General features: G+C 73.4%; 19 protein-coding genes. 10 read left to right on the forward strand and 9 right to left on the reverse strand.

From position 1 onward, the window contains the following. The first annotated feature begins 66 nt into the window (after positions 1–66). Genes O7635_RS18690 through O7635_RS18705 form a run of 4 tightly spaced genes read left to right on the forward strand, consistent with a single transcriptional unit; the run spans position 67 to position 3,429 of the window. On the forward strand, positions 67–810 hold the full coding sequence (locus O7635_RS18690; RefSeq protein ID WP_278081721.1) for an ABC transporter ATP-binding protein: 744 nt from the start codon (positions 67–69) through the stop codon (positions 808–810). Beyond that, a complete protein-coding gene (locus tag O7635_RS18695) occupies positions 800–1,546 on the forward strand; it encodes an ABC transporter permease (RefSeq protein ID WP_278081722.1) in 747 nt (248 codons plus the stop codon). Before O7635_RS18690 ends, O7635_RS18695 begins: the two co-directional genes overlap by 11 nt. Before the next feature lie 9 nt (positions 1,547–1,555). Further along, positions 1,556–2,803 (forward strand): sensor histidine kinase, encoded by a 1,248-nt coding sequence (locus O7635_RS18700; protein ID WP_278081723.1) that lies wholly within the window; start codon positions 1,556–1,558, stop codon positions 2,801–2,803. Further along, positions 2,800–3,429, forward strand: a complete 630-nt coding sequence (locus O7635_RS18705; protein ID WP_278081724.1) for a response regulator transcription factor — start codon at positions 2,800–2,802, stop codon at positions 3,427–3,429. The genes O7635_RS18700 and O7635_RS18705 overlap by 4 nt, the downstream gene beginning before the upstream one ends. A 302-nt stretch (positions 3,430–3,731) precedes the next feature. Here O7635_RS18705 and O7635_RS18710 read toward each other — a convergent pair whose 3' ends face one another. From O7635_RS18710 to O7635_RS18725, 4 genes are all read right to left on the reverse strand, one after another. Then, positions 3,732–4,097, reverse strand: coding sequence for a DsrE family protein (locus tag O7635_RS18710; protein WP_278081725.1), 366 nt, complete (start codon positions 4,095–4,097; stop codon positions 3,732–3,734). A gap of 36 nt (positions 4,098–4,133) precedes the next feature. Next, complete coding sequence (locus O7635_RS18715) at positions 4,134–6,725, reverse strand: LuxR family transcriptional regulator (RefSeq protein WP_278081726.1); 2,592 nt, start codon at positions 6,723–6,725, stop codon at positions 4,134–4,136. Between the two features lie 197 nt (positions 6,726–6,922). Next, a complete protein-coding gene (locus tag O7635_RS18720; RefSeq protein WP_278081727.1) occupies positions 6,923–7,462 on the reverse strand; it encodes a hypothetical protein in 540 nt (179 codons plus the stop codon). 10 nt (positions 7,463–7,472) lie between these two features. Continuing rightward, on the reverse strand, positions 7,473–7,811 hold the full coding sequence (locus O7635_RS18725) for a VOC family protein (RefSeq protein WP_278081728.1): 339 nt from the start codon (positions 7,809–7,811) through the stop codon (positions 7,473–7,475). A 74-nt stretch (positions 7,812–7,885) separates the two neighbouring features. On the opposite strand from O7635_RS18725, the gene O7635_RS18730 reads away from it, so the two are divergent. Then, positions 7,886–8,689, forward strand: a complete 804-nt coding sequence (locus O7635_RS18730; protein ID WP_278081729.1) for an AraC family transcriptional regulator — start codon at positions 7,886–7,888, stop codon at positions 8,687–8,689. Here O7635_RS18730 and O7635_RS18735 read toward each other — a convergent pair. From O7635_RS18735 to O7635_RS18755, 5 genes are all read right to left on the reverse strand, one after another. Continuing rightward, the gene (locus O7635_RS18735; protein WP_278081730.1) at positions 8,675–9,400 is read right to left on the reverse strand and encodes a hypothetical protein; all 726 of its coding nucleotides are present in this window, start codon (positions 9,398–9,400) and stop codon (positions 8,675–8,677) included. The genes O7635_RS18730 and O7635_RS18735 overlap by 15 nt on opposite strands. Continuing rightward, positions 9,397–10,158: a carbohydrate ABC transporter permease gene (locus O7635_RS18740; RefSeq protein ID WP_278085525.1), complete on the reverse strand. Its 762-nt coding sequence runs from the start codon at positions 10,156–10,158 to the stop codon at positions 9,397–9,399. Before O7635_RS18740 ends, O7635_RS18735 begins: the two co-directional genes overlap by 4 nt. Positions 10,159–10,238: 80 nt before the next feature. Next, positions 10,239–11,222: a sugar ABC transporter permease gene (locus tag O7635_RS18745; RefSeq protein ID WP_278081731.1), complete on the reverse strand. Its 984-nt coding sequence runs from the start codon at positions 11,220–11,222 to the stop codon at positions 10,239–10,241. A gap of 3 nt (positions 11,223–11,225) precedes the next feature. Next, entirely contained in the window at positions 11,226–12,581 is a 1,356-nt protein-coding gene (locus tag O7635_RS18750) for an extracellular solute-binding protein (RefSeq protein WP_278081732.1), read from the reverse strand. A gap of 6 nt (positions 12,582–12,587) precedes the next feature. Beyond that, on the reverse strand, positions 12,588–13,640 hold the full coding sequence (locus O7635_RS18755; RefSeq protein WP_278081733.1) for a LacI family DNA-binding transcriptional regulator: 1,053 nt from the start codon (positions 13,638–13,640) through the stop codon (positions 12,588–12,590). 224 nt (positions 13,641–13,864) lie between these two features. Here O7635_RS18755 and O7635_RS18760 point away from each other — a divergent pair, with 224 nt between their 5' ends. Genes O7635_RS18760 through O7635_RS18780 form a run of 5 tightly spaced genes read left to right on the forward strand, consistent with a single transcriptional unit; the run spans position 13,865 to position 20,583 of the window. Continuing rightward, positions 13,865–15,184: a Gfo/Idh/MocA family oxidoreductase gene (locus tag O7635_RS18760; protein ID WP_278081734.1), complete on the forward strand. Its 1,320-nt coding sequence runs from the start codon at positions 13,865–13,867 to the stop codon at positions 15,182–15,184. Between the two features lie 14 nt (positions 15,185–15,198). Next, positions 15,199–16,605: a glucuronate isomerase gene (gene uxaC / locus O7635_RS18765; protein ID WP_278081735.1), complete on the forward strand. Its 1,407-nt coding sequence runs from the start codon at positions 15,199–15,201 to the stop codon at positions 16,603–16,605. Further along, positions 16,602–17,888: an enolase C-terminal domain-like protein gene (locus O7635_RS18770; protein WP_278081736.1), complete on the forward strand. Its 1,287-nt coding sequence runs from the start codon at positions 16,602–16,604 to the stop codon at positions 17,886–17,888. The genes uxaC and O7635_RS18770 overlap by 4 nt, the downstream gene beginning before the upstream one ends. Further along, complete coding sequence (locus O7635_RS18775) at positions 17,885–19,351, forward strand: mannitol dehydrogenase family protein (protein WP_278081737.1); 1,467 nt, start codon at positions 17,885–17,887, stop codon at positions 19,349–19,351. Before O7635_RS18770 ends, O7635_RS18775 begins: the two co-directional genes overlap by 4 nt. Further along, the gene (locus tag O7635_RS18780; protein WP_278081739.1) at positions 19,348–20,583 is read left to right on the forward strand and encodes a Gfo/Idh/MocA family oxidoreductase; all 1,236 of its coding nucleotides are present in this window, start codon (positions 19,348–19,350) and stop codon (positions 20,581–20,583) included. Before O7635_RS18775 ends, O7635_RS18780 begins: the two co-directional genes overlap by 4 nt. Positions 20,584–20,643: the final 60 nt, after the last annotated feature.

Here is a 20,643-nt window from a genome sequence, read left to right on the forward strand (position 1 = left end):
GCCGCCGCCCGCCGGATCGCCGGCTGGTCGGTGCCCGCGCGGCCCCGGTCCCGGGACCGTTGAGGCATGACAACGGTCATCGAAGTGCACGAGCTGCACAAGAGGTACGGCGCGAAGGTCGCCGTCGACGAGGTGTCGTTCCAGGTCGAGGAAGGCGAGATCTTCGGCATCCTGGGCTCGAACGGCGCGGGCAAGACCACGACCGTCGAGTGCGTCGAAGGGCTGCGCCGCGCCGACCGCGGCACGATCCGCGTGCTCGGGCTCGACCCGGTGCGCGACCGGGCCGAGCTGACCCAGCAGCTCGGCGTCCAGTTGCAGGACGCCCACCTGCCCGACAAGCTGCGGGTCGGCGAGGCGCTCGACCTCTACCGGTCGTTCTACCGGCGACCGGCCGACCCGGCCGCGCTGATGGCGGCGCTGGGGCTCGACAGCATCCGCAACACCCGCTTCAGCAAGCTCTCGGGCGGCCAGCAGCAGCGGCTGTCCATCGCCCTCGCGCTGATCGGCAACCCGCGGGTCGCGGTGCTCGACGAGCTGACCACGGGCCTCGACCCCCGCGCCCGGCGGGAGACCTGGCGGCTCATCGAGGACGTCCGGGCCAGCGGGGTCACGATCCTGCTGGTCACCCACTTCATGGACGAGGCCGAGCGCCTCTGCGACCGGGTCGCGGTGATCGAGGCCGGCCGCGTGCGGGCCGTCGACACCCCGGCCGCACTGATCAAGCGAGCGGCCGCCGACCTCGGTGTCGAGCGGGCCACGTTGGAAGACGCCTTCGTCGCACTCACCGGGGAGCAGACCGATGTCCACTGACGCCCTGCGCCGGCTCACGGCCGCCGAGTTCATCCTGTTTCTGCGGGACAAGGTCGGGCCGATCTTCGGCCTGCTCTTCCCGACCGCGCTGCTGTGCGTCTTCGGCAACATCAACTTCTTCACCGACCCGAAGAACGGCATCGACGGGCAGCCGCTGCTCTACACGTACACGCCGATCCTGGTGGGCTTCGTGATCGCGATGCTCGCGATCAACACGCTGCCGCCGACCCTGGCGACCTACCGGGAGCAGGGGGTGCTGCGCCGGCTGCGGACCACCCCGGTCGGCCCGGCCCGGGTTTTGGCCGCGCAGTTCGTGATCTGCCTGGCGACGGCGCTGGTCTCGGTCGTCCTGTTGCTCGCGGTGGCGCGGCTGGCGTTCGACGTGCCCCTGCCCCGGCAGCCCGTGGCGTTCGCGTTGAGCGCCGTGCTCGCCGCCCTCGCGCTGATCGGCATCGCGGTGCTGGTCGCCGCCGTGACGCCGACCGGCAAGGCGGCCAACGCGATCGGGTCGGTGCTGTTCTACGTGATGATGTTCTTCGCCGGCCTGTGGCTGCCGATCGAGGCGATGCCACCGGTGCTGCGGCACGTGAGCGAGGCCACACCGCTGGGCGCGGCCGTCCAGGCGCTGAGCGACGCCACCGCCGGCGACTGGCCACCGGCGTGGCGGCTGCTCCTGCTCGGCGGCTACGTCGTCGTGACCGCGCTGCTCGGCGTCCGTCTCTTCCGGTGGGAGTAGGTTCCAACCATGCGGAACGCGATGCCGCTGGAGAACATCACCCCCAACGAGGCCCGGTGGTTCCGGTACGCCAACCTCGCGCCGTACGGGCTGCTGGTGATCCTGGCCGCCGTCAGCCCGTCGCTGACCGACTCGCCAGCTGAGACGCTGCTGGTCCTCGGGCTCTGCCTGCTCGCGGCGGTCTGGGTCCTGTGCCTCTACACGCTGCGGCCGGCCGCCCGGGTGCGGCCGGTGCCGATGGTGGTGTTCTTCCTCGGGTTCCTGGCCATCCTGCTGGCGCTGGTGGTGATCGCGCCCTGGTTCGGGTTCCTGACGCCGGCGGGCTACTACTTCGCGTTCGGCGTGCTGCCGTGGCCGTGGCGGATCCCCGGAGTGGCCGCGGTCGCCGTGGCGGCGGGCACCGCGCAGGCGTCCGGCATCTCGATCGACGGCCCGTCCGGAATCGCCTGGCACGTCGCGATCATCCTGGTCAACGCGGCCCCGATGTGCGCCTTCGCCTACGTCGATTGGCACAGCGACGTGGAGCGGGTCGAACGCCGGCGGGCCATGGCCGACCTGAGCGAGGCGAACCGGCGCCTGGAGGCCACCCTGGCCGAGAACGCCGGCCTGCACGAGCGGTTGCTGGCGCAGGCCCGCGAGACCGCTGTCCACGACGAGCGGCAGCGGATGGCGGGGGAGATCCACGACACCCTGGCGCAAGGGCTGACCGGCATCGTCACCCAGCTCCAGGCGGCCGAGCAGGCGGCCGGCGAGCCCGACCGGTGGCGGCGGCACCTGTCGGCCGCCACCGACCTGGCCCGCGAGAGCCTGCGGGAGGCCCGGCGCTCCGTGCACGCCCTGCGGCCGGAGCCGTTGCGGGGCGCCCGGCTGGCCGAGGCGCTGGCCGGGGTCGCCGACCAGTGGTCGGTGCGGCACGGCATCCCGGTCGAGGTGACCACGACCGGCACGCAGCGGCCGATGCCGCCCGACGTCGAGCTCGCCCTGCTGCGGACGGCCCAGGAGGCGCTGGCCAACGTGGCCGCGCACGCCGGCGCCGGGCGGGTCGGCCTGACGTTGTCCTATCTGGACGGTGAGGTCGCGTTGGACGTGCGCGACGACGGGTGCGGCTTCGATCCGGCCGGTCCGCCCGCGTCGGCGAAGGGCGGCGGCTACGGGCTCGTCGCCATGCGGCAGCGGATCGAAGGCGTGTCCGGCACGCTCCAGGTCGAGTCGGAGCCGCGGGTCGGCACGGCGATCTCAGCGGCGGTGCCGGCATGATCACGCTGTTGGTGGTCGACGACCACCCGGTCGTCCGCAACGGGCTGACCGGCATGTTCGCCAGCGATCCCGACTTCGACGTGGTTGGCGAGGCCGGCGACGGCGCCGAGGCGGTGCGGCTGGCCCGGGCGCTGCGGCCCGACGTGATCCTGATGGACCTGCGCATGCCCGGGACGGACGGGGTCACCGCGATCGGCGACCTGGCCCGGCTAGGCGTCGAGAGCCGCGTGCTGGTGCTGACGACCTACGACACCGACAGCTACGTGGTGCCGGCGATCGAGGCCGGGGCGACCGGCTACCTGCTCAAGGACGCGCCCCGCGACGAGCTGCTGCGGGCCGTGCGGGCGGCGGCCCGCGGCGAGTCGGTGCTGGCGCCCGCCGTGGCCGGACGGCTGATGAACCGCGTCCGGGCGCCGGGCGCCGGGCCGCTGAGCCAGCGCGAGCTGCAGGTGCTGGAGCTGGTGGCCGGCGGCCGCACCAACCGCGAGGCGGCCGCGGCGCTGTTCATCAGCGAGGCGACCGTCAAGACCCACCTGCTCAACATCTATGCCAAGCTCGGCGTCGCCGACCGTGCGGCGGCCGTCGCCGAGGCCTTCCACCGGGGCCTGTTGACGCCCAAGGGTTAGGGCCTATCCGGTGGATCATGCCGGCGCTCCGGCGGGCCCAGACGACGACCGACCGCACGTGGGGAGGGGTCGGATACAACACCGGTATCCGACCCCTCCCCACGCACGCCCGGACGCCGCCTGGACCTCGCCGGAGCACCACCCTGATCCACCGGATAGGCCCTAGTCGCGCCGCCGCCCCCTGGGGGAGAGGCGGCGGCGCACGCCGGGTGCTGTGCCGTTCGTGGTGACCCCGGCGGCGGCCGCTCGGCTTTGCGGAGAGAAGCGACCGCCGATGGGTACGCACGGCCGCCGCTCCTGGTTCAGTAGCTGAAGGTGGTCGCTCCTTCGTCGCCGATCCACTGCCACATCGGCACCGTGCCACCGAGCTCGGCGTTGTCGACCAGGTCGCCCTTGTCGAGCTTGCGCGAGTCGAAGCAGATCGGGCAGACGAGCAGCTTGCCGCCCGCGGCGGCATAGCGCTTGACCAGGTCGGCCAGCGGCGGGCAACCCTCGCAGGCGACACCGGTGGCGACCCCGTTGATGGCCAGTCGGGTGGCCTCCTTGGTCAGGAACATCAGTGTCGGCCGGCCCTGCTCCGCGGCCCCGACCGCGACCAGGAAGGCGACGGTGACCTTCTCCGGGTCTTCCAGGCCGGTGATCAGACTGACGACGGCTTTTCCAGGCATGATTCTCCCCCTCGGGTTTGGCTCCTGGCTTACACGCTAGGAAGCCGAGCCGTTCGCGGAATGGGGAGAAATCCCTAACTTGTGTGCGCGGGCCGCCGCCTGCGCCCGGCTGCGCACACCCAGCCGCGCGAGCACCGCCGACACGTGATGGTCCACCGTCTTCGGGGCGAGCCGCAAGCGGCTGGCGATGTCGGCGTTCGACAAGCCGTCGGCGAGGAGCCCGAGCACCTCGGCCTGCCGGGTGGTGAGCCCGGCCGGATGCCGGGCCGTCGTCGCCCGCGGCCCCCGCGGCACGGCGGCCATGCCCCGGCGGCGCAGGTCGCCCCGCAACCACGTGGCCGCCTGGGTGGCGCCGAGCGCGTCGAGGCCACGCAGCGCCTCGCTGGCGGCCGCCCGGTCGCCGAGCGCCAGGGCCTCCCAGCGCAGGAACCGGCCACCGCGCCGGTCCCACTCCGCGGCCGCCGCGGGCCAGTCGCCGGCGATCATCGCGCGGTACGGGGCCAGCGCGTCCACGGGCGCACGGTCGCCGCCGCCGGCCTGCCAGAACCGGAACGCCAGCTCGCCGCTGTGCGGGCCGGCGTGCTCGCGGGTGGCCCGGTCGAGGGCGTGCGACAGCTCGGCGGCGGCCCGCTCGGGTTCGCCGTACCAGCGGAAATGCTCGGCCCGCGCGCTCTTGGCCGGGCCGACCCACTGCATCTCGCGCGACGGGCGGGCGTGCTCGTCGGCCTCGTCGAGGTGTTGGCGGGCCAGGGCGCGCTCGCCGCGGGCGCCGTGGATCCGGCCGAGCACGACCAGCGCCGGCACGCGGCCGATGCCACCCTGCGCCGGGAGCCGCAACGACTCGTCGGCGTCGGCGAGCGCGCCGGCCCAATCGCCGGCCTGGAACCTGACCGTGGCGCGGGCGCCGAGCAGGCACTGGAGATAGCCGGCGAGGTCGTGCTCCCGGGCGTCGGCCACGGCCCGGTCGAGCGCCGGCGCCGCGTCCGTGAACCGCGCCTGCTCGGCCAGGACGCCGGCGATGTTGAGCAGCGCCCGGGTCGCCTGGACGGCGTAGCCGCCCGCGACGGCGGCGGCGTGCGCGGCCTCGAGCTCGGCTCGCCCGCCCGGCCGGTCGAGCTGCATCGCCGAGGTGCCGACGTTGATCGCGGCGTGCACTGCCGTCTCGCGGTCGCCGAACCGCTCGGCCAGCGCCCGCGCCCGGTCGCCCAGGTCGATCGCCTCGTCGAAGGCGTAGTCGAACATCCGCAGGCCCGACTGGTTGCTGTAGGCCATGGCCAGCTCCTGACCCGGCGGCAACGCCTCGAGCACCGCCACCGCGCGGTCCGCCGCGGTGCGGGCCTCCGCGCCTTCGCCGGACCACCAGGCGATGCGGGAGAGCCACCGCCAGGCCGCGCCGATCGGTTCGGGGTCGCCCAACCGCTCGCGGATCGCGATCGCGGCGCGCTGCGGCGCCAGCCCGTCGGCCGCGGCGCCGGCCAGGTAGGCCGCGATCGCGAACCGCTCCAGCAGACCGGCCCGCTCGGCCGGCGGCAGGCGGTCGGCGTGCGCCACGGCCGCCCGGTAGTGCTCGGCCGCCTCCCGCCGAGCGCCCTGCCGGGCGGCCTCGGCCGCCGCGACCTGTCCCCAGTGGAGGGTGGCGGCGGCGTCGCCGGCGGCGCGGGCGTGGTGCGCCACCCGGCCCGGGTCGACGCCGTCCGCCGCGGCCAGCGTCTCCAGCGCCAGGGTGTGCAGGGCGGCCCGCCGCCGCGGGGCCAGCGCCTCCTCGACGGCCGTGCGCAGCAGCTCGTGGCGGTAGGCGACGCCGTCGCCGGCGGGCACCAGCACGCCGCCGGCCACGCAGCGGTCGACCTGGTCGTCACGGCCGACGAGCAGCGCCTTGTCGGCCCGGGTGGGCACCACGGCGACGAGCTCGGCCAGGTCGCGGGCCGCCGCCGGCAGCGCGCGGATCCGGTCGAGGATCAGGCCGCGTACGGTCTCCGGGGCCCCGTCGCCAGCCGTGCCGAGCAGTTCGGTGAGCAGCAGCGGGTTGCCGCCGGTGAGCGCGAGCACCGTCTCGGCGTCCCGTCCGGCCCGGGCGGCCTCGGTGGCGACGCGGGCCGCCGACAGCGGGGTCAGGGTGATCCGCGTGCCGCGCAGGGCGGCCAGCACGCGGTGCAGCGGGTGGGCCGCGCCGACCTCGTCGTCGCGATAGGTGACGACCAGCAGCGCGTTGCGCCGGCCGATCCGGCGGCCGAGCAACACGAGCAGGTCGAGGGTGGCCTCGTCGGCCCAGTGGGCGTCCTCGACGACCAGGATCGGGCGCACCGCCGGGTGGTCGAGGTCGTCCAACAGCGCCGCGAGGATCTCCTCCGGTGTCGCGCCTGCCGCGAGCCGGTCGGCGAGCGGGCCACCGCCGCGCTGGCGGGCGATGTCGTGCACGGGACCGAGCGCCCGCGGGGTGACCAGCGGGTCGCACCATCCCCAGTGGAACCGGGCCCGGCCGCCGGCCCGCCGGGCGAACTCGGTCACCAGCGCGGACTTGCCGACGCCGGCCTCACCGGCGACCAGCGCGACCCGCCCACCGGCCGCGCTGGCCCGCAGCAGCTCGTCGAGCACGCCCAGCGGGGCCGCTCGCTCCCACAGCTCCACAGGCCGATGGTCCCACCCCGTGGCACCGCGCACCCATGGCCGAACGGCTCGACGAACGCGGGCCGGGCGCTGGGCGCGGCGGTCATTCCCCGGCTGGGCCGGGATCCGGTGCCGCCGGGGTGGTGTTCGTGCCGATCGCGCCCCCAGCCGTCGCGCCGGGTCTTCGCGCTGTGGCGGGCGCCACGGCGGCGCGGCCGTCAGTCGTCGCGGTCGTCGACGCGCTGCAACAGGCCGTGGGTGAACCAGAGCCGGTGGCGGTCGGTCTCGACGAGCCAGCGGGCGGGGACCTCGGGGTCGACCTGGCGGGCGTCGGGCCAGCGGGCGAGGGTGTCGGCGACGACGCATGACCAGGGTGCGGGCGTCTCGGGCAGCGGCGGGGTCGGCGTGTCCGGCCCGCGGGCCAGGGTGCCGTCGATGACGACGTTGGCCGCGCCGACGATCGCCTGCCAGCGGAGGTCGGGCCAGAGGGGGAGGCGCCAGTGGCAGACGGTCGCCGTGACGTCGCCGAGGCGTACGGCCTCGAGGTGGTCCTCCGGGCCTAGCACCGCGTGCAGCAGGTCCAGGCCGCGCGGGGCGCGCGGCGAGTGGAGCATGGTCTGCCACCGGTTGAAGGCGGCGAGGTAGTCGGCCTTCGTGGCGCCGAGCCGGGTGTACGCGTTCCTGACCAGCTCCGGTTGGTAGTCGGCCATGCGCCGCAGCAGGGTCATGGTGAACTCCCGGCGCGCGAACCCGTACACCCGGTCGAGGCTATTCGCTCAGGCAGAAGGGGTGACCCTCCGGGTCGGTGAGGACGACCCAGGTGTCGCCGGGCTGGCGGTCGGGCCTGGTGGCGCCGGCGGCGATGGCGCGGTCGACCGCCTGGCCGAGGTTGTCGACGGACAGGTCGAGGTGCACGTGCGTGCCCGGCGCCGGCCAGCTCGGGCCGCGGTAGTCGGCGACCCGCTGGAAGCCGAGCTTGATCGGGCCCTCGCCGAACACGTGGAAGTCGTCGTCCTGGTGGGTGGCCGGCCAACCGGTCAGCTCGGCGTAGAAGGCGGCCAGCTTGGCCGGGTCGGCGCTGTCGAAAACGATCGTGGAGATGTCCATGGCTCTCAGCGTCGCGGCTTCGTGGTGCGGGCGGCTTGAAGATTCTTGTCGTACGTGGGTCGTAGCGTGCTCGCATGCAATCCGGGCGGCGGCTCGCGGCGGGGTCGGGGTTCACGATCACGTCGATGACCTGCACCGACGACCACACCCGCTGGTCGCCGGTCGAGTCCCGCACCGGGCACGCGGTCGTGCTCCCGGTGCGTGGGCGGTTCCGCCGCATGGTCGACGGGGTGGGCGTCGACCTCGACCGCACGGTGGGCTATGTCGCGGTGCCCTTCGCCGAGGAGCGCTTCGCCCACCCGGTCGGGGGCGACCTCTGCACCGCGGTGGCGGTGTCGGCCTCGCTGTGGCGTTCGGTCGCCGGCGATCGTCGCCCTCGGGCCGCTGTCTACGTCGACGGCCCGTTGGAGCTGGCGCACCGGCGTCTCCTGCGGGCGACGGCGTCTCCTGATCGGGACTACCGGTTGGTCGAGGAGTTGGTGGCGGTCCTGGGCCGGGTGGCTCGGCAGGTCTCCACCGCGCCGGTGCCGGCCGGGGTCGGGGCCTCGGCGGCCGATCGGGTGCTCGTCGCTCGGGCTCGTGGCCTGCTCGCCGGTGACGACCCGTCGGCTCGGGGGCTGATCCCGTTGGCTGCCGGCCTGGGGGTTTCGCCTTATCGGCTGAGCCGGGCGTTCTCGCGGGAGATGGGGGTGTCGTTGACGCACTACCGCAACCGGCTGCGGGTGGGGCGGGCACTCGACCGGCTGTCCGCCGGCGAGGCCGACGGGGCCCGGCTGGCGGCGGAGCTGGGCTTCGCCGACCAGGCCCATCTGTGCCGCACCGTCCGCACCCACCTGGGCCACACCCCCACGGAGGTGCGGATGCTACTGAGCGGATAGCGGCGAAGCCGCCGGCGCCAGGCGGCGGGTCACGACGTGGAGGGCGTGGATGGCGTAGCCGACCAGGCAGGCGGCCAGGATCGGATGCACCAGCACGGCCAGCAGCGCGGCGAGGGCGACGACGCCCGTCGCGCCGGCGACCGCCGCGGGCCGCGCGGCCGCGGCCTCCCGCAACGCGCCCCGCCACCCGACGACCGCACCCGACGCGGCGCCGCCGGCGGCCGCGCCAAATCCCGCGCCGGCGGCCGCGCCAAATCCCGCGCCGGCGCCCGCGGCGGCGCTGACGCGGTCGCCGGTCGCCGGCGCGCGTCCGCCGATTGCGGTGGCGGCGAGGTTGCGGCCGAGGGCGACCAACGCGAGCGCCGCATACCCCGCACCCAAGCCGGCGATCACGGCGGTCACCCCCAACAGCACCGCCCCGCCCGGCACCGCGCCGCCGGACAGGGCGGCGACGTCGACGGCGATCAGCCACACCCCACCCGCGACCACCGCGGTGGCCAGGGCCCCGGGAAGCAGGGCGCGGCGGAAGACCCGCGCCGCCGCGCGGATGCCCGGCCAGCGGTCGTGCACGAGGAAGTGGTGCATGGCGTAGCTGGCCGTGGCGAGCGCCGCCCCCGCCGTCAGCACGGCCAGCGACGCCACCACCGTCAGGAGGCCGAGGACCGCTACATCGGTGGCGACGCGTACGGTGTCGCGCCAGTCGGGCTTCATCCCTTCAGGCCGCTCGTGTTGATGCCTTCGACCAGCAGGCGTTGGAAGGCCACGAAGAACAGGAAGACGGGCACCAGCGACAGCAGCGACATCGCGAACATCGGGCCGACCGCGCTCTCGCTCGTGGAGTCGATGAACAGGGTCAGCGCCACCGGGACGGTGTAGTCGCCCAGGTCCGACAGGAACACCAGCTGGCGGAAGAAGTCGTTCCAGGTCCAGATGAACGAGAAGATCGCCGTGGTGACCAGGGCGGGCCGGCTCAGCGGCACGATCACGTGGGTGAAGACCGTGTAGGGCGACGCTCCGTCGATCTTCGCGGCCTCGTCGAGCTCGTAGGGGATGCCGCGCATGAACTGGACCATGAGGAAGACGAAGAACGCCTCGGTGGCCAGGAACTGGGGGACCAGCAGCGGCAGGTACGGCCACGGTCCGCCGACCCAGTCGAGCTGCTTGAACAGCACGTACTGCGGGATGATCAAGACATGCCCGGGCAGCAGCAGCGTCCCGATCATGATGGCGAACCAGAACTTGCGCAGCCGGAAGCGCAGGCGGGCGAACGCGTAGGCGGCGACCAGGCAGGAGACCGCGTTGCCGACCACGGTCAGCAGCGCCACCATCGCGCTGTTGGCGAAGAAGCGGCCGAAGCTCACGTCGAAGTTCTGCCAGCCGTCGCGGAAGTTCCCGGGCGTGAACACGTCCGGCCACAGCCCGATGTTGGTCGCGATCTCCTCGCGCGACTTGACCGACGTGCCGATCATCCACAGCAGCGGATACAGCACCACCGTGAGGATCACGATCAGGATCACCAACCGCACGACGGTACGGCTGCCCGTGCGCGTCACCGGTCCTCCCCGTCCGCGTAGTGGACCCAGAACCGGCCCGTGGTGAACAGCACCACCGTGATCAGCGCGATCGCCACCAGGAACACCCACGCCAGTGCCGACGCGTAGCCCATCCGCAGCTCGGTGAAGCCCTTGATGTAGAGGTTGAGTGTGTACATCAGCGTCGAGTCGACCGGCCCGCCGGTCCCGTTGCTGAGCACGAAGGCGGCCGTGAAGCCCTGGAAGCCGTTGATCGTCTCCAGCACCAGGTTGAAGAAGATGACCGGCGACAGCATCGGCAGGGTGACCGCCCGGAACTGCCGCCACGCGTTGGCGCCGTCGACCGACGCCGCCTCGTAGAGCTCGACCGGGATCTGCTTCAGCCCGGCCAGGAAGATCACCATCGGGGCGCCGAACTGCCAGATCGCCAGCGCCATCAGGGTTTCGAGCGCGAAGCGCGGGTCGTTGACCCACGGGGCGCCCTCGATGCCGAACAGGCCGAGCAGCGAGTTGAACGCGCCGTCGCGGTTGAACATGTTGACCCAGACGATGGCGAGCGCGACGCTGCCGCCGAGCAGCGACGGCAGGTAGAACAGCCCGCGGAACAGGCCGACACCGCGGAACGCCCGGTTGAGCAGCAGCGCGACGCCGAGCGCGGCGGCCAGCTTCAACGGCACGGCGACCACCGCGAAGGTGATCGTCACCCGCACCGCGTGCCAGAACGACGGGTCGGCCGTGAACATCGTGCGGTAGTTGTCGAAGCCCACCCACTCGACCGCGGAGAAGTCCGAGAGCGCGTCGTAGTTGGTGAAGGAGAGATAGAGGGACAGCAGCATCGGGACGGCGGTGATGCCCATCAACCCGAGCAGCCACGGCGACAGGAAGACGTAGCCGGCGAGGTTCTCCCGGCGGCGCGGGCCACCCCGGCCCCGCCGACTGGCGGGACCGGGGGAGGCGGGGCCGGTGGGCAGGGCCGCCGGCGGCGCGGTGCTGATGGCCAAGGGTCAGGCCTGTCCGATCGCGGCCTTGCAGGCGGCGATGTATGCCGCGGCGGCCTGTTCCGGACTCTGGCGACCGAACTGCACCTCTTCGGCGGCCTTGATGAGCTCGGAGCGCACCTTGCTGTGCCCCTTGAGCGGCACCTGCGGCGACGCGCCGAACTTCGCGCCGAGCTCGGTCTGCACGGCGATGGACTGCTTCATGTTGGCGTCCGTCACGGTCTCCGACACCGCCTTGCGAATGTCCAGGTTGGACGGCAGGCCGCGGTCGGTGCCGAGCACCTGGGCCGCCTCGGGGTCGTTGGACAGGAAGTTGATGACGTCGACCGCGATGTCCTTGTGCTCGCTGCCGCGGAACACCGAGAAGTACATGGACGCCCGGGCCCACTGCGCGCTCGGGTCACCGGGGTAGGCGACCACGCCCAGCTCGTCCTTGGTGTTCTTCTTCAGCTCCGGCATCTGGTTGGCCCACACCCACGAGGTGCCGGCCTTGCCGGTGACCACCAGCTGCTTGCTGATGTCGGTGACGTTGCCCTCGTGGATGACGTCGGGCGTCGGGGTCGCGCCCCGGTCCCGCGCGCCCTTCCAGAGGGTGAACCAGCCGGCCACGTCCTGCTCGGTGAACCCGAGCTGCTTGTCCTTGTAGAGGTCCTTGCCCTGCTGGCGCAGCCACACCCAGAACGCCTTGTAGTCGGCGCTCGGGTCCTGGGTGCCGGGCACCTTGGCGACCTTCGACACGTTCTCGGCCCAGGCGATGTGGTCCTCCCAGCTCTGGCCCGTCGTCGGCGGCTGCAGCTTGTGCTTGTCGAGCAGCGTCTTGTTGTAGACCAGGCCCTGCGTGTTCTCGCCGAACGCGACGCCGGCCAGCTTGCCGTCGACGACGCCGTACTGCCATAGGCTTTCCGGGAACTTCGACAGGTCGAGCTTGCCACCGTCCTTGTAGGACGTGAGGTCGAGCGTGACGTTGCGGGACGCGTACTCCGTGAGGTAGTTGTCGTCGATCTGGAAGAGGTCCGGCGCGTCGCCGCCGGCGGTCAGGGTGGCCAGCTTGTCGAAGTAGCCCTGGTTGGCCTGCCACGTCTTCTTGAACGTCACGTTGGGGTGCTTCTTGGTGTAGAGCGCCAGCGCGTCCTCGGTCAGCTTCGCGCGGCCCTCGGCGCCCCACCAGAAGATGGAGAGCTCGATCGGCTTGTTGGGATCGTCGGCGGCGCCGCCGTCGTCACCGCACGCGGCGGCGGTCAGCGCGAGGGGGATGGCGACGAGCGCGGCCAGCAGGCGTCGCCGCAGGCCAGGCCCGGAAAAGGCGGTACGGTGGTGGCGCGTGGCCGGCTCGACCGCACGCGGGGATGGTGCGCGGTGCATGTGCGCTCACTCCTTGGCGTAGGAGGCGACATCTCCGGGGGCGGCGGCGACCACGCCGCCCGGGTCCGCATGGCTGTGCGGACCCGGGCCCGGCCCCGTCGAGTCGCGGATGACCAGTTCGGTCTGCAGGGTTACCTGTGCGGTGGTGCGGCGGTCGTCGCCGTGCGCGAGGAGCATGTCGACGGCCGCCCGTCCGGCGGCGGCGGTTGGAGTCGCCACCGTCGTCAGCTTGGGCCGGGTGAGGCGGCTCAGCGAGATGTCGTCGATGCCCACCACGCTGATGTCTTCCGGGACCCGGCGGCCCTGGATCGAGAGGCCTTCGATGAGGCCGATGGCCATGAGGTCGTTGTAGGCGAGGACGGCCGTGACGCCGGAGCGCGCGATCTGCTCGGCGACGGCCATGCCGCCGTCTTCGGTCGGCAGGTTGGGGCCGAAGACGGTCAGGTCGGCGTCGCCGGCCCGCGCCGCCGACATGGCCGACCGGCGGATCTCCCGGCTGGTCCACGAGCCGCGGGGGCCGGCGACCAGGGCGATCCGCCGGTGGCCGAGCCGGCCGAGGTGGTCGATGGCGAGCCGGGCGCCCTGCGCCACGTCCATCACCACGGTCGGCAGGCCGGTGAGCTGGCGGTTGACCACCACCAGCGGCACCTCGCGGCTGAGCTGCTCGATCAGGCTGTTGCTCATCCGCGGGCTGCACAGCAGCACCCCGTCGACCTGCTTGGCCAGGGCGCGGACCAGCCCTTCCTCGACGCTCGCGTCCTCATTGGTGTCGGTCACGAAGATGTGGTAGTCCCGTTGCCGGGCCTGGCTTTCCGCGGCTTTGATCAGCGGCGGGAAGAACGGGTTGGCGATGTCGGCCACGATCAGGCCGATGTTGTGCGTGCGCCCGGTGATCAGCGCCCGGGCCGCCCGGTTGGGTCGGTAGCCGAGGTGCTCGGCGCAGGCCAGCACGCGGCTGCGGGTCTCCGGGTTGACCAGGTGCGGCGCCGAGAACGTGCGCGAGACCGTGGAGATGTGCACCCCGGACTCGCGCGCGACGTCGCGGATGGTGGCTGGCACGCGGAAACCCCTCCCGAGGTGTGGTGGCGGTCACTCAAGTGCGCCAATTAATGCAAACGGTTGCGTGACTGTCAACGGTCTCTTGTTGCGACTCGGTTGCGGGCGCGATCCCGGCGGGCACTTAGGACTGGCATAGCCGGGTATAACGGACAAGACATTGACGGGTACGACGGCTGCGTGGTTAGTTTCCTGCAAACGTTTGCAGATCGCGAAGGGAATCGTCGATGCCTGACGGGCGACGTCGCTACGCCTTGGTCGGCGCCGGGGCGCGGGCCGGGATGTTCCTGCGCGCGCTGGCCGTCGACCACGCCGACCGGGCCGTCGTCACCGCCCTCGCCGACGTCAACCACACGCGGATGGCCGCGCACAACCGCTGGCTGGAGGAGCTCGGCGCGGCACCGGTCAACACCTACGCCGCCGCCGAGTTCGCCGCGATGCTGACCAGAGAGCGGGTCGACGAGGTGCTGGTCACCAGCGTCGACGCGACCCACGCCGACTACATCGTGGCGGCCCTGCGGGCCGGCTGCGACGTGGTCACCGAAAAGCCGATGACCACCGACGTCGACGGCTGCCGGCGCATCCTGGCCGCGGTCGAGGAGACCGGCCGGCGGGTGCGGGTGGCCTTCAACTACCGCTACAACCCGTTGCACGAGGCGCTGCGCGAGCTGCTGGCCGGCGGCGAGATCGGCGAGATCGGCTCCGTCCACTTCGAGTGGTTGCTCGACGTGCGGCACGGCGCCGACTACTTCCGCCGCTGGCACCGTGCCGCGGCCAACTCCGGCGGGCTGCTCGTGCACAAGTCCGGCCACCACTTCGACCTCGTCAACTGGTGGCTCGACGCGACGCCGGCCACCGTCTTCGCGCAGGGCCGGCGGTTCTTCTACGGCCCGGAGGGGCGCCGGCACGGCTACGCGCGCGACTACGCCCGCGGGCACGGCGCGCCCGAGGCCAAGACCGACCCGTTCGCGCTGCACCTCGCCGACAACCCGCAGCTGCGCGCCCTCTATCTCGACGCCGAGGACGAGGACGGCTACCTGCGCGACCAGAACGTGTTCGCGCCCGGCGTCACCATCGACGACGACCTCGCCGTGCTGGTGCGCTACTCGACCGGCGCCACCATGACCTACCACCTCACCGCGTACGCGCCGTGGGAGGGTTATCGCGTCATGGTCAACGGCAGCCGGGGCCGCCTGGAGCTCGAGGTCGTCGAGAGCGACCACGTCAGCCCGGCCGGCGCCAGTGAGGTCAAGGGCGCCGCCGTGCACGGCGAGGTCGCCGCGGCCGAACGCGGCCGGGCCCGGCTGACCGTCCATCCGTTCTGGGCGCCGCCCCGCGAGGTGCCGGTTCCCGGTTACCGCCGGGGCGGCCACGGTGGCGCCGACGCCCGGATGACCGCCGTCCTCTTCGGCGGCGCCACGGACCCGATGGACCGCTCGGCCACGGCCCGCGACGGCGCGCTGGCGCTGCTCACCGGGTTGGCCGCCAACCGTTCGATGGCGACCGGCGCTCCGGTGGCCGCCGCCGACCTGCTCGATCCGACCTGACCGCGAGGGAGTGCATGTCCGACCTGCTTTTTCCGGCCGAGCCGGGTCAGCGCGCGATCGCCCGCGAGCTCTACGAACTCGCGCGCGACCAGCCGCTGATCTCGCCGCACGGCCATGTCGACCCCGCCGTCCTGGCCGACGACGAGCCGTTCCCCGACCCGGCCCGGCTGCTCATCGTGCCGGACCACTACCTGACCCGGATGCTGCTCAGCCAGGGCATCCCGCCGGCCCGGCTCGGCGTGCCGACCCGCGACGGCGAGCCCACCGAGACCGACGGCCGTGCCATCTGGCGGCTGTTCGCCGCCCACTGGCACCTGTTCCGCGGCACCCCGTCGCGGCTCTGGCTCGAGCGCACGTTCGAGACCGTCTTCGGCGTCACCACCCGCCTCACGCCGGAGACCGCCGACGAGGTCTACGACGCGATCGCCGCGCGCCTCACCGAGTCGGCCTTCCGGCCCCGCGCGCTGTTCGAGCGCTTCAACATCGAGGTGCTGGCCACCACCGAGTCGCCGCTGGACGACCTGGCCGCGCACGCCAAGCTGGCGGCCGACGGCTGGGGCGGCCGGGTGATCACCACGTTCCGCCCCGACGACGTGGTCGACATGGAGTTCGAGGGCTGGGCCCAGCGGGTGGCCCGGCTCGGCGAGGTGGCCGGCGAGGACACCGCCACCTACAAGGGCTACCTGGCCGCCCTGCGGTCGCGCCGGGAGGCGTTCATCGCGGCCGGTGCGACGTCCAGCGACCACGGCCACCCGACCGCCCGTACCCTCGACCTGGCCCCCGCCGAGGCGGCCCGGCTGTTCGCCCGCGGCCTGCGCGGCGAGGCGGACGCGGCCGACGCGGAGGCCTTCCGCGCGCACATGCTCGTCGAGTTCGCCCGGATGTCCATCGAGGACGGTCTGGTGCTGCAGCTGCACCCCGGCGCGGTGCGCAACCACAACCGGTGGCTGCACGGGGCGCACGGCCGCGACGTGGGCGGCGACATCCCGCAGGCGACCGAATACCTGCACGCGCTCACCCCGCTGCTCGACGCCTACGGCAACGACCCCCGGCTGCGCGTGGTGGTCTACACGCTCGACGAGTACACGTTCACCCGGGAGCTCGCCCCGATCGCCGGTGGCTATGCCGCGATCTATCTCGGCGCGCCCTGGTGGTTCCTCGACTCGCCCGAGGTGCTGCGCCGGTTCCGCGAGGCGGTCACCGAGAGCGCCGGCTTCTACAACACGGCCGGCTTCGTCGACGACACCCGCGCGTTCTGCTCGATCCCGGTGCGCCACGACGTGGCCCGCCGGGTCGACGCCGGCTTCCTGGCGCGGCTGGTGGCCGAGCACCGGCTGCCGTTCGACGAGGCCGCGGAAACCATCGTCGACCTCGCGTACCGGCTGCCCAAGCGGGTATTCCGGCTGGGAGATGAGCAGTGACCACGATCCGCGCCGTGGAGGTGCACGACGTCCGGTTCCCGACCGCGGCCGCCGGCGACGGCTCCGACGCCATCAACCGGGGCGACTACTCGGCGACCTATGTGGAGCTGAGCACCGACGGCCCGCTGGTCGGCGCCGGCTTCACGTTCACCAACGGCCGGGGCAACGAGCTGACCTGCGCCGCCGTCCGGGCGCTGGCCCACCACGTGGTCGGCCGGGACCTGGCCGGGATCGCCGCCGAGCCGGTCGCGTTCTGGCGCTCGCTCACCGCCGACCCACAGCTGCGCTGGCTCGGCCCGGAGAAGGGCGTCATCCACATGGCGACCGGCGCGCTGGTCAACGCCGTCTGGGACCTGCGGGCCAAGGCCGCCGGGATGCCGCTCTGGCAGCTGCTGGCCGAGCTGCCGACCGAGGAGCTGGTCGCCAACGTCGACTTCCACCACATCACCGACGCGCTCACCCCCGACGACGCGGCGGCCATCCTCGACAAGGGTCGCCACGGGTACGCCGAGCGGCTGGCCCAGGTGCGGCGGGACGGCTTCCCGTCGTACACCACGTCGGTCGGCTGGCTGGGCTATCCCGACGAGAAGGTCCGCGAGCTGACCCGGGCCGCGTACGCCGAGGGTTGGCGGGCCATGAAGATGAAGGTCGGCGGCGACCTCGACGACGACGTGCGGCGGGCCCGGATCATCCGTGCCGAGATCGGCCCCGACGCGCTGCTGATGATGGACGCCAACCAGGTGTGGGACGTCGACGAGGCGATCGCGGCGATGGCCCGGCTGGCCGAGGTAGACCCCTACTGGATCGAGGAGCCGACGCACGCCGACGACGTGCTCGGCCACGCCCGCATCCAGCGTGCGGTGGCCCCGATCCGGGTCGCCACCGGCGAGGTCGCGGCCAACCGGGTGATCTTCAAGCAGCTGCTCCAGGCCGAGGCGATCGGGGTCATGCAGATCGACGCGTGCCGGGTCGGCGGGGTCAACGAGGTGCTCGCCGAGCTGCTGCTGGCGGCGAAGTTCGGCGTGCCGGTCTGCCCGCACGCCGGCGGCGTCGGCCTCTGCGAGCTGGTGCAGCACCTCGCGTTCTTCGACTACCTGCGGGTCGGCGGCTCGCTCGACGGAAGGATGGTGGAGTACGTGGACCACCTGCACGAGCACTTCGTCGACCCGGTGCGCACCCGGGGCGGCCGCTACCTCCTGCCGACCGAGCCCGGCTACAGCGCCACGATGAAACCCGAGTCGGTCGCCGAGTTCTCGTTCCCCGACGGGCCGGTGTGGCGATGAACCCGCTGCTCGGTCTCGGCTCGCTGCGCCGGCTGCCGGTCGAGAGCCGGCCGCTGGTGCGGCCCGGCACGGTGCCCGCCGGCATCGTGCACATCGGACTCGGCGCGTTCCACCGGGCACACCAGGCGCTCTACACCGAGGAGGCGCTCGCGGCCGCCGGCGGCGACTGGGGGATCGTCGGCGTCGCGCCCCGCTCGACGGCGGTGGTCGCCGCGCTCGAGGCGCAGGACCTGCTCTACAGCGTCAGCGAGGTGTCCGCGGAGGGCACCCGGGCCCGGGTCGTCGGGGCGTTCGCGGGCGCCCGGGCCGCGTCCGCCGACCCGGACTCCGTCGTGGCCCTCCTCGCCGACCCGGCGATCCGGGTGGTGACGCTGTGCATGACGGAGAAGGCCTACCGGCTCGACCCGGCGACCGGCCGGCTGCTCGACGACCCGGCGCTGGACGCGGACCTGCGCGGTGACCGGCCGCCGACCACGGTGCCGGGGCTGCTCTTCCGCGGCCTGGTCGCCCGGTCCCGCACCGACGCCGGCCCGATCGCGATCGTGAGCTGCGACAACTTCTCCGCCAACGGACGCCGCACGGGCGGCATGCTCGAGGCGGCGTACGCCCGCGCCGGGCACGACGACTCCTGGCTGCGCGCCAACGTGCGCTGCCCCGGCACGATGGTCGACCGGATCGTGCCGGCCTCGACCGACGCGAGCCGGGCCGCCGCCGCCGCGCTGCTGGGCGTGCGGGACGAGGTCGCGGTCTACGGCGAGCCCTACCGGCAGTGGGTGATCGAGGACGACTTCCCGGCCGGGCGGCCCGCCTGGGAGACCGCCGGCGCGGTGCTGACCGACGACGCCGGGCCGTGGGAGCGGCTCAAGCTGCGCTCGCTCAACGGGGTGCACTCGGCCATGGCCTACCTGGGCGCGCTCGCCGGGTGCGAGACGATCGCCGACGCCTACCGGATGGCCGGTCTCGCCGACGCGATGCGGCGGTTCGTGGCCGAGGACGTGGCGCCGAGCTTCACCCCGCCGGACGGCGTCTCGGTGGTGGAATACGGGGAGTCGGCGCTGGAGCGGTTCGCCAACCCGGCCATCGTCCACCGGACCACCCAGGTCGCCATGGACGGCTCGCAGAAGCTGCCCCAGCGGGTGCTGGAGACGATCCGCGACCGCCGGGCGGCGGGCGGGGTCCCGCGCTACGGCGCCCTGGTCGTCGCGGCCTGGATGCGGTACGCCCGCGGCGTCGCCGACGACGGCCGGTCGCTGACCCTCGACGACCCGCTGGCCGACCGGATCCGCGCGGCCGTGGCCGACGCCCCCGCAAGCCCGGAGGGCCTCGCCGACGCGCTGTTCGGGCTGACCGCGGTGTTCCCCGCCGACCTGGCGGCCGACGAGACCGTGCGCGGTCTCGTCGTCGAGTGGCTGACCGAGCTCGACAAGCACGGCGTGGAGTCCACACTGGCCGGTGTGCGATGACCACGGGGGCGCGGGTCGCGCTGATCGGCGCCAACGGCCACGGCCGCTGGCACCGGCGGCGGCTCGCGCCCCGGCACGAGGCGGGCGAGATCGTGTTCGCCGGCATCGCCGAGCCCAACCCGGTCGACCCGGACGCGCCGGTGCCCGCGGACACGCCCGTCTTCGGCGATCATCGTGAGCTGCTCGCGAACGCCCGGCCCGACGTGGTGGTGATCTGCACGCCGCCGGGCAGCCACCTGCCCATCGCGCTGGACGCCCTGGCCGCCGGGTGCGACGTGCTGCTGGAGAAGCCGCCGGTGCTGTCGCTGGCCGACCACGAGCGGCTGGCGGCGGCCCTGGCCGAGACCGGCCTGGCCTGCCAGGTGGGCTTCCAGGCGCTCGGGTCGGCCGCGTTGGACGAGCTGCGCGCGTCCGTCGCGGGGGGCGCGCTGGGCCGGCTCACCGGCGTCGCCGCGGTGGCGTCGTGGCAGCGCGACGACGCCTACTACGCCCGCTCGCCGTGGGCGGGCCGCCGGGCCGTGGACGGCGCCCTGACCAACCCGCTCGGCCACGCCGTCATGCAGGCCCTCGCCATCGCCGATCCCTTGCTCTGCAGCCATATACGCATCACCGGTAGCGGGCCGACAGGTGATGCGTATATGGCTGCAGAGCAAGGGGCGGCGACCCTGCCGAGTCGGATCGAGGTCGAGCGGTACCGGACCCGGCCGATCGAGAGTGACGACACCGCCGTGCTGCGGCTGACCGTCCCGGGCGGGCCACCGGTCGTCGTCGCCGTCACGCTGGCCGGCGAGGAGTTCATCCCCGGTGAGGTGGTCGTCACCGGGGAGCGGGGGAGCGCCACCTTGGAATACCCGACCGACCGCCTGCGGCTGCCCGGCGAACCCGGCCTGCGCGAGGTGCCCGGCCGGGTCGACCTGCTCGACAACCTGCTCGCACACCGGGCCGACCGGGCGGGCGTCCCGTTGCGGGCGCCACTGGCCGCCACCGTGGGCTTCACGGCGGTGGTCGACGCCCTCGGTGACGCGCCGCCGCCGGTGGCGCTCGACGCCGGTGTCGTCAGCGACATCGGCGCCGGGCCGGCCCGGATCCGCTCCATCGGCGGGATCAACGACGTGCTCCGCCGGGCCGCGAACGGGCTCGCGCTGCCGTCCGAGCTCGGCGTGCCGTGGGCCCACCCACCGCACACGGAAACGGTTCTGCAAACCACGGGGTCAACCGCCCACCTGAAATAGGGCCAATAGGCGCCTACCCGACCGTTTCGACGGTCGGGCCCATTGGCATTGCCGCAATTC

It is taken from the genome of Asanoa sp. WMMD1127 (assembly GCF_029626225.1).
Taxonomy (GTDB): Bacteria; Actinomycetota; Actinomycetes; order Mycobacteriales; family Micromonosporaceae; genus Asanoa.

Bases quoted from the DNA above. Each gene is read 5' to 3' on its own strand.
- O7635_RS18710 (WP_278081725.1), bottom strand. From the start codon at position 4,097: ATGCCTGGAAAAGCCGTCGTCAGTCTGATCACCGGCCTGGAAGACCCG.
- O7635_RS18690 (WP_278081721.1), top strand. From the start codon at position 67: ATGACAACGGTCATCGAAGTGCACGAGCTGCACAAGAGGTACGGCGCG.
- uxaC (WP_278081735.1), top strand. From the start codon at position 15,199: ATGTCCGACCTGCTTTTTCCGGCCGAGCCGGGTCAGCGCGCGATCGCC.
- O7635_RS18735 (WP_278081730.1), bottom strand. From the start codon at position 9,400: ATGAAGCCCGACTGGCGCGACACCGTACGCGTCGCCACCGATGTAGCG.
- O7635_RS18775 (WP_278081737.1), top strand. From the start codon at position 17,885: ATGAACCCGCTGCTCGGTCTCGGCTCGCTGCGCCGGCTGCCGGTCGAG.
- O7635_RS18700 (WP_278081723.1), top strand. From the start codon at position 1,556: ATGCGGAACGCGATGCCGCTGGAGAACATCACCCCCAACGAGGCCCGG.
- O7635_RS18750 (WP_278081732.1), bottom strand. From the start codon at position 12,581: ATGCACCGCGCACCATCCCCGCGTGCGGTCGAGCCGGCCACGCGCCAC.
- O7635_RS18760 (WP_278081734.1), top strand. From the start codon at position 13,865: ATGCCTGACGGGCGACGTCGCTACGCCTTGGTCGGCGCCGGGGCGCGG.
- O7635_RS18730 (WP_278081729.1), top strand. From the start codon at position 7,886: ATGCAATCCGGGCGGCGGCTCGCGGCGGGGTCGGGGTTCACGATCACG.
- O7635_RS18740 (WP_278085525.1), bottom strand. From the start codon at position 10,158: ATGATCGGCACGTCGGTCAAGTCGCGCGAGGAGATCGCGACCAACATC.
- O7635_RS18725 (WP_278081728.1), bottom strand. From the start codon at position 7,811: ATGGACATCTCCACGATCGTTTTCGACAGCGCCGACCCGGCCAAGCTG.
- O7635_RS18705 (WP_278081724.1), top strand. From the start codon at position 2,800: ATGATCACGCTGTTGGTGGTCGACGACCACCCGGTCGTCCGCAACGGG.
- O7635_RS18780 (WP_278081739.1), top strand. From the start codon at position 19,348: ATGACCACGGGGGCGCGGGTCGCGCTGATCGGCGCCAACGGCCACGGC.
- O7635_RS18695 (WP_278081722.1), top strand. From the start codon at position 800: ATGTCCACTGACGCCCTGCGCCGGCTCACGGCCGCCGAGTTCATCCTG.